The 14,280-nt window shown below is 64.4% G+C and carries 9 protein-coding genes; 4 read left to right on the top strand and 5 right to left on the bottom strand.

Annotation, left to right across the window (positions count from 1 at the left end):
- Positions 1–150 precede the first annotated feature (150 nt).
- The gene (locus FHW94_RS18825) at positions 151–2,637 is read left to right on the top strand and encodes a TonB-dependent receptor (protein WP_246866266.1); all 2,487 of its coding nucleotides are present in this window, start codon (positions 151–153) and stop codon (positions 2,635–2,637) included.
- 176 nt (positions 2,638–2,813) lie between these two features.
- Entirely contained in the window at positions 2,814–3,914 is a 1,101-nt protein-coding gene (locus tag FHW94_RS18830) for a DUF475 domain-containing protein (protein ID WP_168557382.1), read from the top strand.
- 16 nt (positions 3,915–3,930) lie between these two features.
- Here FHW94_RS18830 and FHW94_RS18835 read toward each other — a convergent pair whose 3' ends face one another.
- The 4 genes from FHW94_RS18835 to FHW94_RS18850 form a co-directional block, all read right to left on the bottom strand.
- Positions 3,931–6,288: a TonB-dependent receptor gene (locus tag FHW94_RS18835; RefSeq protein ID WP_168557383.1), complete on the bottom strand. Its 2,358-nt coding sequence runs from the start codon at positions 6,286–6,288 to the stop codon at positions 3,931–3,933.
- Positions 6,289–6,635: 347 nt separating this feature from the next.
- Positions 6,636–7,412 carry a malonate transporter subunit MadM gene (gene madM / locus FHW94_RS18840; RefSeq protein WP_246866267.1) on the bottom strand — a complete coding sequence of 259 codons (777 nt, stop codon included), beginning with the start codon at positions 7,410–7,412 and terminating at the stop codon, positions 6,636–6,638.
- Entirely contained in the window at positions 7,390–7,770 is a 381-nt protein-coding gene (gene madL, locus FHW94_RS18845) for a malonate transporter subunit MadL (protein WP_168557384.1), read from the bottom strand. The genes madM and madL overlap by 23 nt, the downstream gene beginning before the upstream one ends.
- 44 nt (positions 7,771–7,814) lie before the next feature.
- A complete protein-coding gene (locus FHW94_RS18850; RefSeq protein WP_168557385.1) occupies positions 7,815–8,495 on the bottom strand; it encodes a GntR family transcriptional regulator in 681 nt (226 codons plus the stop codon).
- A 127-nt stretch (positions 8,496–8,622) separates the two neighbouring features.
- Here FHW94_RS18850 and FHW94_RS18855 point away from each other — a divergent pair, with 127 nt between their 5' ends.
- Entirely contained in the window at positions 8,623–10,149 is a 1,527-nt protein-coding gene (locus FHW94_RS18855; protein ID WP_168557386.1) for a malonyl-CoA synthase, read from the top strand.
- Position 10,150: 1 nt separating this feature from the next.
- Positions 10,151–11,683, top strand: coding sequence for a carboxylesterase family protein (locus FHW94_RS18860; protein ID WP_168557387.1), 1,533 nt, complete (start codon positions 10,151–10,153; stop codon positions 11,681–11,683).
- 158 nt (positions 11,684–11,841) lie between these two features.
- Here FHW94_RS18860 and FHW94_RS18865 read toward each other — a convergent pair whose 3' ends face one another.
- The gene (locus FHW94_RS18865; protein ID WP_168557388.1) at positions 11,842–14,232 is read right to left on the bottom strand and encodes a TonB-dependent receptor; all 2,391 of its coding nucleotides are present in this window, start codon (positions 14,230–14,232) and stop codon (positions 11,842–11,844) included.
- Positions 14,233–14,280: the final 48 nt, after the last annotated feature.

Genomic DNA, 14,280 nt, shown 5'->3' on the forward strand with positions numbered 1-14,280 from the left:
ACCTAGCCAAAGGATTAGGCCTATTCATTGTCGGAGGCGGGAGCCTGCCGCCGGACGTGGCTTAACCCTGCGCCATCGGGACCAAGAACGACAACGACCCGCCTGAACACCCACAAAAGACGCGCGCCAAGCCGTCGCAGGGAGAGAACGATGCCTCGCAAAGCCCATCGCCTGATGGCTGCGGCCGCCTTTGGCCCGCTGACTCTGACATCCATCGCCATGGCCCATGCCGCCGAAGCACCACCACCCGCGCCGGGCGCCAGCGAAACCGCCGGTGCCGAAAATTCCGGCACTGAAAACGCAGGCCTGGCCGAAATCATCGTCACCGCGCGCAAGCGGGTGGAAAGCGCGCAATCGGTGCCCGTGGCGGTCACGGCCATTTCCGCGCAGACCCTGGTGCAGCGCGACATCACCAGCATCGAAAAGATCGCCGCCGCCACCCCCAGCCTCACCGTCGGCCACGCCTCCAACGGCTCGGCCGCGCAAGTGGCACTGCGCGGGATCGGCTCCTCCTCTACCTCGATCGGCATCGAACAGTCGGTCGCAACGGTGGTGGACGGGGTCTATTACGGCCAGGGCCGCGTGCTGGAAGAAGGGTTCTTCGACCTGGCCGGGGTGGAAGTGCTCAAGGGCCCGCAAGTGCTGTTCTTCGGCAAGAACGCCACGGCCGGGGTCATTTCGATCAAGACCGCCGATCCCACGCCCACCTGGCAGTTCCGCACCAAGGCCAGCTATGAATTCAAGGCCAAGCAGGCGCAGTTGGAAGGCGTGGCCTCCGGCCCCTTGACCGATGACCTGGGCCTGCGCGTGGCAGTGCGCGGCACCAAGGCCTGGGGCGGCTATTACGACAACGTGTCCCAGCCCTTTGCCATCACGTATCCGCTTTCGCCCACGCCCAGCCCGACCTACACCTCCAATCCCACCAGCAGCGACCAGCCGGGCAATCGCGAATTCCTGGGCCGCGTGACCCTGAAATACGAACCCAGCAGCGCGCTGACCGACACGCTCAAGGCCTCGTTCGATTACAACAAGGCCAACAATTCCAGCTACAACTACGTGGCCTATAGCTGCCCCACCGGGAAGACGCAGATCAACGGCTATACCTGCGGGTTCAACTTCGTCACCCACCAGAACAATCTGCCGGCGGAAGTGGCCAAGAATTTCCCCTATGCCGGAGATGGCAGCCTCTACAACCGCTACAAGTCTGCCGCCGTCACCAACAATTTCAACTACGATCTCGACAAGGTGACGATCACCAACGTCACCAACTATAACTGGTACAACAACCGCTGGCTCTGCGCGTGCGAGTTCAATTCCAGCGCCAGTTCCGTCTGGGCCACGGAAAATTCCAGCTGGCAGGCCTTTTCCAACGAGCTGCGGGCGCTCACGCACTATGATAGCCCGGTCAACCTGATGGCCGGCGTGCTCTATCAAAAGACCCGCCGCGATTTCGCGCAGTTCGTCAGCTACAGCTACAACAACATCCCCAGCCAAGGCGCCAACCAGTACCAGGACGGCACCAAGTCGAGCTATACCCGCGGGGAAACCATTTCCGGCTTCGCCCAGGCGATCTGGAAGATCGGCCCGCAGGTGGAATTCGACGCCGGCGTGCGCTATACCCATGAAACCAAGGACAGCTTCTTCATCCAGCCTTACACCAGCCCCACGTTCATCGGCGTGTGGCCGATGGGCGCGGCATCCAAGGTGACGGCGCATCAGGTGTTCAACAACTGGTCGCCCGATTTCTCGCTGACCTACAAGCCGCTGCAAGACGTGATGCTCTACGCCGCGTACAAGACGGGCTACAAGTCCGGCGGGTTCTCCAACGGCGGGATCTATTCGCTCGCCTCGGCCAATCCGGCCGCCGATTTCGTGTTCAACCCCGAAACCGTGCAGGGCTTCGAAGGCGGGATCAAGAGCACCCTGGCCGATCACCAGTTGCGCCTGAACCTCAACGTCTATTCCTACAAGTACAAGAACCTGCAAACCGACTACTTCGATTCCGTCAAAGTCGCGTTCCAGACCCTGACCGCCGACGCCACGACCAAGGGCGCCGAGCTGGAATTCGAATTCGCGCCCCGCGCGGTTTCGGGCCTCAACCTGCACGGCAGCGTGAATTACAACGACGCCAAGTACAGCAATTTCCCCGTGGCGCCGTGCTTTGGCGGCCAGAGCATTGCCGAAGGCTGCAATCTCACCACGGCGGGCACGCCGATCGCGGCCGGTGGCACCGGTTCACGCCAGAACCTCACGGGCAAGGCGCTGGGCATGGCGCCGCACTGGACCGGCACGCTGGGCCTCAATTACGAAACCCCCGTGGGCAATGGCCTGAAGGCCGGGTTCAACGTGGATACCCGCTACAGTTCCTCGTACCTCGTATCCGGCTTTGGTGAGTCCTTTTCGCGCAACCCGGCCTACGCCCTGCTCGACGTGGGGCTGCGCCTTGGCGCCCGCGACGATAACTGGCAGGTGGCGATCATCGGCAAGAACCTGACCAACAAGCAATATATCAGCGGCGGTGTCGATGCCCCGCTGACCGGCAGCGGCACGGGTACGGCCAACGCCACCCATGCCGATCTCATGGGCTTCGGCGCCCTGCCCCGCACGGTGCAGATTGCCCTGACCAAGAATTTCTGACGGCACGCGGCAAGCGCGTCATTCGACAACCCAGGGCGCGGGTGCCGGCATTGCGGCACCCGCGCCTTTTTGCATGGACGATGCGGTTGGCGCGGCGGCACCAATCCGTTAACGGGCTAGCGTGCCGGCCTGTCCGGCGCGGGACCCAAAAACGCACAACGAGGGAGCCACGCTCCATGCAAGCCTTTCGCGGCTCGATGATCTTCACGGTCGTCTGCCTGATCCTCGCCGGGGTGCTCGGCTATGTCGAAACCGGCCAGCTTGGCCCGGCGCTCTCGATGGTGTTCATCGCCGCCGTCCTGGGCGTGATGGAAACCTCGCTCAGCCTCGACAATGCCGTGGTCAACGCCTCGATCCTGAAAGACATGGACCCAGTGTGGCAGCGCCGCTTCCTCACCTGGGGGATCATCATCGCGGTGTTCGGCATGCGCATCGTCTTCCCCGTCCTGATCGTCTCGTTCGCGGCGCTGGTTTCCCCGTGGGAAGCCGCGCGCATCGCGATTGCCGACCATGCCCGCTATGAAGCGATCGTGACCGGCGCACATATCGGCATTTCCGGCTTTGGTGGCGCTTTCCTGATGCTGGTGGGTCTTTCGTTCTTCTTCGATGCCGATCGCGAACACCATTGGCTGGGGCTGATCGAACGCCCGCTCGCAGCCGTCGCGCGCCTGCCCCTCGCGCCCTACATCGTCACCGCGATCGTGGTTGCCGCGCTCTCGTTCTGGCTGCAGCAGGGCGAGCAGAAGACGTTCCTGATGGCCGGCCTGGCGGGCGTCGCCACTTATTTCGCGGTGCAAAAGTTCGGTGACCTGATGGGCGGCGAGGAAGACTCTGCCACCGGCAAAGTCGTGCGCTCGGGCGCGGCAGCCTTCGTCTATCTCGAATTCCTCGACGCCTCGTTCTCGTTCGACGGGGTGATCGGCGCCTTTGCCATCACCAACGATATCCTGCTGATCGCGCTGGGCCTGGGCATCGGCGCGATGTTCGTGCGCTCGATGACCGTGGCCCTGGTGCGCGGCGGGCACCTGAGCGAGTTCCGCTTTCTGGAGCCGGGCGCGTTCTATGCCATCGTCGCGCTTTCGGTGATCATGCTGATCAGCATCCGCGTGCATGTGCCCGAAGTCGTCACCGGGCTGGTCGGCGCGGTGATCATCGGCCTGTCGCTCTATGCCTCGATCCAGCACCGCAAGCGCTTTCCCCATGAATACGAGGAACAGGGCGAAGCCGATGTGATCCTGCCCAGCGGTGATGTGCTGCCCGGCCAGCACATCACCTGAGGGACAGGGTCAAGGGTCAGAACTTCATGTCGGCCAGCACGCCCACGGTGCGCATGGCCTGGCTGGTGAGCCACGCGGTCTGGTAGCTGCCATTGTTGCTGATCGCGGTGACGAAGCGGGTGTTGAACAGGTTGCGGGCAAAGACCGCCACGTTCCAGCGCCCGTCGGCATCGCGCACGCCAACCTGGCCCCCGGCAATGCCATAGCCGCGCTGGAACGTCAGCGGATCGCCGTTGGCACTGAAATTCACCGAACTGCGATAGTTGTAGTTCGCCTTGACGAAACCAGTGATCGCCCCGGTCAGCGGCACATCATAATTGGCATTGAGCGAATAGGTGAACTTGGGGCTGTTGGGCAGCACGTTGCCGGTGTTGTTGAAGAACCGCGTGGCCGGCACCGTGGTGGTGGTGCCGGGGATCGTGGTGCTGAGGAAGCAACCGGGTTGCGTGGGATAGTTGCAGGTGCCGTTGGGGAAATAGGCGAACTTGGCATCGATATAGGCCGCGTTGCCGCTGATCGTCAGGCGGTCGCTGGGCCGCGCGGAAAAGTCCATCTCGATGCCGCGGGTACGCACTTTGCCGGCGTTGGCGATCTGCAGGATCGCCAGGTTGGTGCCGTTGAAGATGAACGGCGTGGCCACCTGGGTCTGGAAATCCTTGATGTCGGTGGTGAAGGCATCGATGTTGAAGACCAAGCGGCGGTTGAACCACGCGGTTTTCAAGCCCACTTCATAGTTGGTCGGAATTTCCGGATTGGAAAACAGCGGCTGGCCCAGCGAATAGCCGCTGACCAGGCCGATGCCCGGCCCCTTGTAACCGCGCGAATAGGTGAAATAGGTCATGACATCGGGCGTGATCTTGTATTCGGTGCCCAGCTTGTAGCTGAAATTGTCCGCCTTGCGGTTGCTGGGATAGGTGGTCTGGTCGAACGAAAGCGGCGGCGCACCGGGAAAGGCATTGTCCGTAGGGCTGACCAGCGTGCGGTTGTAGCGGATCATGGTCAGGTCATCGTGCGTATAGCGCCCGCCCACGATCAGCTTCCACTGCCGCGACAGGTTGATGTTGCCCTGGCCGAACACGGCATAGTTCAACGTCTGGATATCGGGCTGCGCCTTGCGGCTATAGACCGCGCTCGACGCCGGCAGGCCCAGTTGGCCCTGCTGCGGATAGGCCGCCTTGAGGTTCTGGTTGAAATAGTAGAGCCCGGCGACATAGTCGAGCAGCCCGCGCTTGGGTGATGCCAGGCGTACTTCCTGGGTCAGCTGCTGCTGTGCTTCGTCGGCGCCGTTCACCGGGAAGAACGGCGTGTCGGTGAAACCGGTGTCGGTGTTGTCTTGCAGCACCCAGCGGCGGAATGCGGTGATCGACGTCAGCGTATAATCGCCGATCGACTTGTCGATCTGCAAAGAGCCGCCCCACTGCGTCATGTTGAGATAGACCGGCCCGCCCACGTTGGTTTCCCGGTTATCGAGGCTGGGCACGATGTTATAGGCGGCAAGGCGCTGCACCACATAGTTGTTAGCAGCGGCGCCCACCGTGCCCACGATCACCGATTGGCAGCAGGCCGACGAATGGTGTCCCCAGTCGAACGAGGCGAGCACCGAAAGATCGGCATCGGGCTTGAACAGCAGCTTGGTGCGAAAACCGCCTTCGCTCTGCCCGCCCAGCGTCTGGCCCGTGTATACATTCTTGATGAAGCCATCGCGGTGGTTGAAATAGCCGGCGGTGCGCCAGGCCAGCGTGTCGGTCAGCGGCACGTTGACCACGCCTTCCAGCTTGGTTTCATTGTCGGTGCCATAGCTGGCGCGCGCGCTGCCTTCGAACTTGTCGGTGGGGTTGCGCGTGGTGATCGACACCACGCCCGCCGATCCGCCCTTGCCGAACAGCATGCCCTGCGGCCCGCGCAGCACGTCCACTTGCGCCACGTCGGCCAGGTCACCCGTGCCCATGCCCGGGCGGCCCAGCACCACACCATCGACCACCACGCTCACGCTTTGCTCCGTGCCGTCGGCAAAGGCAAAGGTGCCCACGCCGCGCACGGCAAAGCCTTCGCCGCGCACGCTGTTGGATTCGGCAAACTGCACGCTGGGCGCCAGGAAACGGATGTCGGTGATGTTGGTGAGATTGGCCGCCTTGAGCATGTCGCCGCTGACCGAACTGACCGCCACGGGCACATCCTGCAAACGCTCGCTGCGCTTTTGCGCGGTAACCACGATATCGGTCACCGCTGCGGGCGGCGCATCGGCCGCTGCGGCAGCAGGAGCCGCGGGCGCGGGCGCCGCCGCGCATGCTGCACCGGGATTGGCCAGCGCCAGGGCGCCCAGGGAAATCGCCAAGGCGTCGCGCGAAATCAAATGTGCAAAGGTGGCTTTCATGCGTCTGCTCCCATCCGGCATCTTGTGTTTTCGGCATGAGAGAGGCGCCACTGCGCCGGCCGCGCACCTTTGCGGCGCCGGCAATCCGCCCCCATCACACCCTTCTTCCCGCATCACCATTGTTTCTTATGTATGCTCGATTCGGCGAAATTGACCGATCGGCATACCGTTTGTGGTGATTTCGTAATTTTGTATTTCAGGATGACGGCGTTGTCAAACGCGGAATCGCGTTTTGTATGCCAGACCCGGCAAATGTGAGGGCCATGTGCACGCGAGGCGCAAAATTACCCCCGGCAAGGCCGCAATAGGCCTGCCGGGGATGAAAGCGTGCAACCTGCGTATACAGTTCAGGCCAAGGCGCGCACGATTAGGAAAAAGATCGAAGGGCACACCAGGCAGCCAATGCCGGTGTGGAATGTGGCGGTCAGTGCGCCATAGGGCACCAGGCGCTGGTCCGTGGCGGCAAGGCCGCCGGCCACGCCGCTGACCGTGCCCATCAAGCCGCCAAAGGCCATGGCGCTGCGCGGATTGTCCAGGCCGATGAACCGCGCCACCATCGGCGTGAACGTCATCACCAGCACGGCCTTGAGCACGCCGGTGGCGATGGACAGGGCAATCACCGGGGACGATGCCCCCAGCGCAGCGCCCGTAACCGGCCCGACGATGTAAGTGACCGTGCCAGCGCCGAGCGTGGTCAGCGAGACGGCATCGCGATAGCCAAAGCTCCACGCGACGCCCACGCCCACGGCAAAGGGCACCACTGTGCCCAGCGCCAGTGCAATCACCCCCATCAGGCCGGCCTTGCGCGCTTCGATCACGTCAACCTCGAACGCGGTGGCGACGATCGCGAAATCGCGCAGCATCGCACCGCCCATCAGGGCCAGCCCGGCCAGGCCCGGCACGTCGGCCAGGCCTTTCTTGCCGCCGGTCAACACGCCGCCCCACCAGGCCAGGGCCAGCGCGGCCAGGATGGCGATGGCGCTGGCGTGGATGCGCCCGGCGGTAAGATAGCGCGAGATGGCGGCACTGCCCCACATCAACGCGCCCACCAGCGCAAAGGCCAGCACCAGCCCCTGGTCGGCCACGATCTTTTGCGCGATCTCACCCATCGTGGCGGCCCCCATGACGGCCATCCAACGCCCGGCCCAGCACGGCCACCAGGCCAAAGCACAGGGCCACTGCCGTTACCCCCGCGATCACCACCATCGGTCCGCCTTCCACCGCGGCCAGCACATTCTGCTGCGCCGCCATGGCCACCACGATCGGGATATACATGAGCGCCCAGAATTCCACGCCAAGGCGCAAGCCGGGGGTAAGCTTGCCGCGCCGCGCGAGCCCGCCCTTGGCGGCGATCAGCAGCAGCATGGCCAGGCCCACGCCGCCGACATTGGCCTTCACATGCAGCGCCACGCCCAGCAATTCGCCCAACGCCGCGCCCAACAAGGTGCACAGCGCCAAAAGCGCCGTTCCATAGATCGCCATTGCCTAACCCCACTCCCGTTTTCGTTGTTGCGGCGCCTGGCGCCTCAGCCGGTGCCCAATTCCTCGCGCTTGGCGGTGAAGCGTTCCAGCGCGATCGAGGCATTGAACATGTGCGCGCGCATGCACCGCGCCGCTTCCTCGCCATCGCTGCGCATGATCGCGGCCACCACATCGCCGTGTTCCGCGCGCGAGCGCACCGGGCGCCCGGTTTCGCGCAACTGGGTGCGGCGGAAGGCCGCCATGCGATCGCGCAAGGTCATGGCCTGTTCGGCGATGAAGGCGTTGTGGGTGCCTTCGTAGATCACCTGGTGGAACGACCAGTTCATGCGGTCATATGCGTCGATGTCCCCCGCCTCGACCATCGCGAGGGAATCCTCGTGCAACTGCGCCAGGCGGCTGCGCTCCATCGGGTTCATGCGATAGGCCGCCAGGCGCACGCACATCGCCTCGATCTCGGCGCTCATCTCGAACATGTCGATGATGCGCTGCGTGGTGAAACCGGAAACCACCGCGCCGCGCCGGGGGCGCATTTCCACCAGGCCTACGGCCGCCAGCTGGCGGATCGCCTCGCGCACCGGCGTGCGCGAAGCGCCGAACCGATCACCGATCTGCTGCTCGTCCAGCGTGGCGCCCGGCCCCAGGCTGCCGGCCGTGATCTCGTCGGCGAGCGCGATGCGGATGCGCTCGGAAAGGAGCAGGCTGGGGGCTTCCTCGGCCGCGTTCATCGGATTATCCTGCATGCGCAAATTTTCTCCACAACACATCTTGCATACACTAGAAGGCTATTCAACCATCATGTATGTACCAACGGCCAGCTGTCCGACAAAGAAGCCGACCAACAAAGGGATCACCATGGAGCAGGATCTGTTCGCCACTTTCCAAACCCGCGCTCTGGCGGCGCCCGATGCGCCATTCCTGATCCTGCCCGATCTTTCCGTGATCACCTATGGTGCCGCGCTGGCGCGTTGTGGACAGATGGCCGGCCTGTTTCACGCCGCCGGCGTGCACGCGGGCGACCGGCTGGCCGTGCAGGTGGAAAAGAGCGCCGACGCGCTGCTCACCTATCTCGCCGCGCAATGCATCGGCGCGGTCTACCTGCCGCTCAACACCGCCTATACCCCGGCCGAAGTGCGGTTTTTCCTGAGCGACGCAGCCCCCGCGCTGTTCATCCACCGCCCGCAGGACGAAGCGGCAATGGCCGCGCTATGCGACGAACTCGGCGTGCCGGCGCGGCTCACGCTGGGCGCTGCGGGCGAAGGCACGCTGGTCCCGGGCCTCTCTGCCCACGGCGCGAACCCCACGCCGCATGCCGTCGGCCCGCAAGACCTCGCTGCCATTCTCTATACCTCCGGCACCACCGGCCGGTCCAAGGGCGCCATGCTCACCCGCGCCAACCTTGCCTCCAACGCCTTCACCCTCAAGGATTACTGGCGCTTTTCCGCAGATGACGTGCTGCTCCACGCGCTGCCGATCTTCCACACCCACGGGCTGTTCGTGGCGACCAACATCACCATCGCCGCGGGCAGCGCGATCATCCTGTGCCCCAAATTCGACGTGGCCGAACTGATCCGCCTGATGCCGCGCGCCAGCGTGCTCATGGGGGTGCCCACCTTCTACACCCGCCTGTTGGCCGACCCTGCCTTTACCCGCGATCTGGTGGCGCACATGCGGCTGTTCGTCTCCGGCTCCGCCCCGCTTTCGGCCGAAACGCACAAGGAATTTTCCGCCCGCACCGGCCATGCCATCCTCGAACGCTATGGCATGACCGAAACCAACATGAACACGTCCAACCCTTATGAGGGGCCACGCATTCCCGGCAGCGTGGGCCTGCCGCTGCCCGGCGTGGAACTGCGCATCACCGATCCAGATACTGGCGCGGTCCTGCCGCAGGGCGCCGTCGGCGGAATCGAGGTGCGCGGCCCCAACGTGTTCAAGGGCTATTGGCAGATGCCGGAAAAGACTGCCGAGGAATTGCGCGCCGATGGCTTTTTCATCACCGGCGACATGGGCGTGGTCGACGCCGCGGGCTATGTCTCCATCGTCGGCCGGGCCAAGGACCTGATCATCTGCGGCGGGTTCAATGTCTATCCGGCCGAAGTGGAAGCGCTGATCGATGCCATTCCCGGCATTGCGGAAAGCGCGGTAATCGGCGTGCCCCACCCTGACATGGGTGAAGGCGTGGTCGCCGTGGTCCAGGCGCGCGATGCCGCGCTTGACGAAGCCGCCGTGCTGGCCGCGCTGCAAGGGGAACTGGCCCGCTTCAAGCAGCCGCGCCGGGTCATCTTCGTGCCCGAACTGCCGCGCAACACCATGGGCAAGATCCAGAAGAAAGCCTTGCGTGAAGCCCACGCCGATCTCTTTGCGGCAAAGGTGAACTGATATGGTCGGCGCCACCCTCGCCCGCCGCGAAGCGCTGGGCTTGATCGCCGCCGCGCCCTTGCTGGTCCACGCACCGGGCGTTTTTGCTAAGGCCATGGGCGATGACCTCACCATCGCCACCACCGGTGGCGCGGTGCGCGGCAAGCTGGCCGATGGCGTGCGCGTGTTCACCGGCATTCCCTATGGCCGCGCGGCCCGCTTTGCCCCGGCGCGCCCGGCGCCGCGCTGGCCCGGCCTATGGGATGCCACCGCGCCCGCCCCGGTCTGCCCCCAACGCGCAGGCATAATGCCGTTCGCCGGCACGATGAGCGAAGATTGCCTGGCGCTCAACATCTGGGCGCCCACCGCGCCCGGCCGTCATCCGGTGCTGGTCTATATCCACGGCGGCGGCAACGAAACGGGGTGGAGCGGCGAAGCGCTCACCGCCGGCGACCGCTTTGCCGCCGATGGCGTGGTGGCGGTGACGGTCAACTATCGCGTGGGCGCGCTGGGTTTCCTGGAAACCGGCGGGTTGCTGGGCGCGGCATACGCGGGCAGTGCCAACAACGGCATGCGCGATCTGGTGTTGGCGCTGCGTTGGGTTCGCGCCAATATTGCCGCCTTCGGTGGCGATCCGGCCCGCATCACCATTGCCGGCGAATCCGCCGGGGGCAAGAACGTGGGCACGCTGCTGGGCATGCCCATGGCCGACACGCTCTATTCCCGCGCCGCGATTTTCAGCGGCGGCGGCCAGACGGTGCACACCCGCGCCGAGGCCGAGGCCTTTGCCCGTGTCCTGGCCGAAAAGCTGGGCGGGGCAGACAAGCTGCTCACCGCGCCGACCGCGCAATTGCTTGCTGCGCAGGAAGCCGCCAAGGCCGCCTGGCCGCGCAATTTCCCGTTCCGGCCGATGGTCGATGGCCAGGTGCTGCCCATGGTTCCGCTCGCCCGGCTGCGCGTCGGCCAAGCGCCGCGCGTGCCGCTGCTGATCGGCAGCAATGCCGATGAAAGCCGCCTGTTCATCGCGCCTCAGGACGCCGCCGGCCCGATCAAGCCGCAAGCCTTGTCCAATGCCACGATAGAGCAGATGACCACGCTCGATGCGGCCTATGCCCAGGCCTTTCCCGAGCTTTCGGTGCCCGAACGCCACTGGCGCCTGCTCACGGCAGAGGAATACGGCATGCCCTGCCTGCGCCTGGCGGCCGCCCAGGCCAGCCATGGCCCACCAGTGTGGCGCTATCGCCTGACGTATCCCGCACCCGGCGGCCCGTTCAAGGGCCACAGCCCCCACGTGCTCGACGTGCCGTTCACCTTCGACCATGTGAACAGCAAGGGCATGGCCCAGTTCCTCGGGCTTTCCGCGGCCGACCAGCCACTGGCCAACGCCATGCACGGTGCCATGCTGCGCTTTGTGCAGGGACAGGCTCCGGCCGGCCCGGGTCTTCCCGCCTGGCACACTTATGATGCCAACGCGCGCGCCACCATGGTGCTGGACCACGCGCCGGCGATCGCCAGCGATCCCGATGGTGTGGAACGGCAGATCTGGGGCGAATAGGACGAAACCCGGCAACGCCTGCACGGGCGTTGCCGGGTTTCGCCTGGGCGGGAGCTTAGAGCATTTTCAAGGCAGGTGTAATCACCTGCCGACTCGGAAAATGCGGCAAATCAAAATGGTAGAGCGCCGGCTTTGACGCAGTCAAAGTCGATCGCGCTCTAGAAATTCATGCCGAGGTTGAGGCCGAACGAGCGCACCGAATCCAGCCCGAACTGCTGGGTATAGGACAGCTTCGGCGTGGACTGGCCGCGCGAGTTGCGCGCGTTCGAATCCCCCGAATCCACGCCGATCGACGTCGGGTTGATCTCATTCGTGCAGTTCTTGCAGAACACCGAGATTTCCAGCCGGTTGGACAGCTTGGCACCGATGCTCGCGCCGAACACGTCGATCGCGCCCACCGTGGCGCCGGGCGCCTGGTTTACGGTGTAGTTGATCGACGAGCGATGGTACCAGTTGCCCTGGATGAACGGCTTCACCGTTCCTTCCAGCGGCACTTCGTAACGCGCCAGCATGGTGGAGGTGAAGCGCGGCGCTGCCGGCAGCGTCAGCCCCGCCGCATCGAACGTCGCCTGGGTGGCCGAACAACCATACGTGGTTTGCGTGGGATAGCACTGCGCACCGGCAAAGCTGTCGAACTTGGACGACAGCAGCGAGGCCGAGCTGGTCAGCGTGAAGCCGGTGAACGGCGCCACGATCACCATCGCCTCGATCCCCTTCGACGTGACGCTGGCTGCGTTCTGCACCTGGAACGTCGCTAGGGCAGCGTTGAACGACTGCACCTGGAAGTTGTCGAACTTGGTGTGGAAGGCCGAGAGGTTGATCGTCAGCTTGCGGTTGAGGAAACTCGATTTCACGCCGATTTCGGCCGTGCGCGAGGTTTCGGGCCGCACCACCACATCGGCCGTCGCCGTGGGGAAGCTGTCGTTGAACCCGGGCCCCTTGTAGCCCCGGCCATAGAAGCCATAGAACATGATCGTGGGTGTTGCCTGGAACTGCGCGCCGGCCTTCCAGCTGAAATCGGTGTTGGCATAGCTGGACGAGAACGTCCCGCGCGGCCCGCCCAATGCCTGGTAATAGTTCAACTGGTTCTGGGCCAGCACCAGGTCGATCTTGTCGTGGGTGACACGGCCGCCGGCAATCAGTTGCAAGCCATCGACCACCTTGTAGGTAAGCTGGCCGAAACCGGCATAGCTTTGCGTGTTCTGGACATAGTTGCGATCGCTGCCCACTTGCGCCACGTTGCTGCGCGCGCAAGTCGGCGGGTTGGCGCCCGGAACGGCCACGGCGCCGACGCAGAAGGGATAGCCCCGCGCCGCCGTATCCGACAGATAGCTGTTGCCCGCAAGCTGGCGCGCCAGATCAAGCTTGGACTTGAACCAATAGAGCCCGACTTGCCCGCTCAGCCGGTTCTCGGCCGGAAGCGCCACGCGCAACTCGTTGGAATATTGGTCATAGCGCGATTGGGACGCATTGGTGTTGAGCCCATTGCCGGGCAGGTAATCGCCATCCACTGCCTGGTTCTGGGTATAGAACCGCCAGGCAAACAGGTTGCTGATCTCGATGCCCGAAGCCAGGCGATAGGACAGCTGGCCCTGCGCGCCACCGGTCTTGATGTCGCGAAACTGGTTCGCTTCGCCCCCGAACAGGAAATTGCGCGATCCCGGCGTGATCCCGACGGCGTTCAGCGACGGCAGGTTGGTGCTGGTCGCGTCGACCTGGCGATAGGTGTTGTCGAAAATCCCCGCGATACCGTGGTTTTCGTTGTAGTCACCGATCGCATAGAACGTGAGCTGGTCGGTCAGCTCTGCCAGGTACTTGCCCTTGAAGGAAAAGCTGGTGGCGTTCAAATCGTGGCGCGTGCCCGGCGCATAGGCGCCAACGTGGGTGGTTGCGGGTTCCTGGTAGGAATAGAGGCCGCTCAGCCGCAGCGCCGAATTCGCCGTCACCGGGATGTTCAGCGTCTCGCGTGCAATGACACCAAAGGCGCTGCCCGATTCCGACGGCTTGTCGCGGCTGACCAGTTCAAGGTTGGTGGCGCTGGAATAGTCGCCCAGCTTGGGCCGCGCGGTGACGATGTTGAGCAGGCCGGCCGACGCATTCTTGCCAAACAACAGGCCCTGCGGCCCGTTCAGCACTTCGACGCGCGCCAGGTCGTTGAGCAGCGGGCTGTTGAGGACCGGACGCCCCAGGTTCACGTCATCGATGGCGATGGCCACGCTGCTGTCGATCGTGCCGGCAAAGGCCAGCGTGCCGATGCCGCGCACCGCAAAGGAATTGTCCACGCCCACTTGCAGCGACGGCGCCGCGCGCGAGATTTGCGTGAGATCGTTGAGGTTCTGCGCGCTGAGCGCATCCTTGGACAGCGCCGTAACGCTCACCGGGACGCGCTGCAGGCTTTCGCTGCGGCGCTGGGCGGTCACGATGATTTCGCCACTTTGCGCAGCGGCTTCCCCCGCGACGGCGTCTTGGGCAGTGGTGGACTGCGCCATGGCCACGGGTGCACAGAGCACCGACGCAGACGACAGAGCCGCGGTATAGAGTTTGCGCACAGGATCCTCCCTCTTATCGTGGCCGGCTATTTGGCCTGACCAAAACGG

The organism is Novosphingobium sp. SG720, assembly GCF_012275365.1.
In the GTDB taxonomy this organism is placed as follows: domain Bacteria; phylum Pseudomonadota; class Alphaproteobacteria; order Sphingomonadales; family Sphingomonadaceae; genus Novosphingobium; species Novosphingobium rhizosphaerae.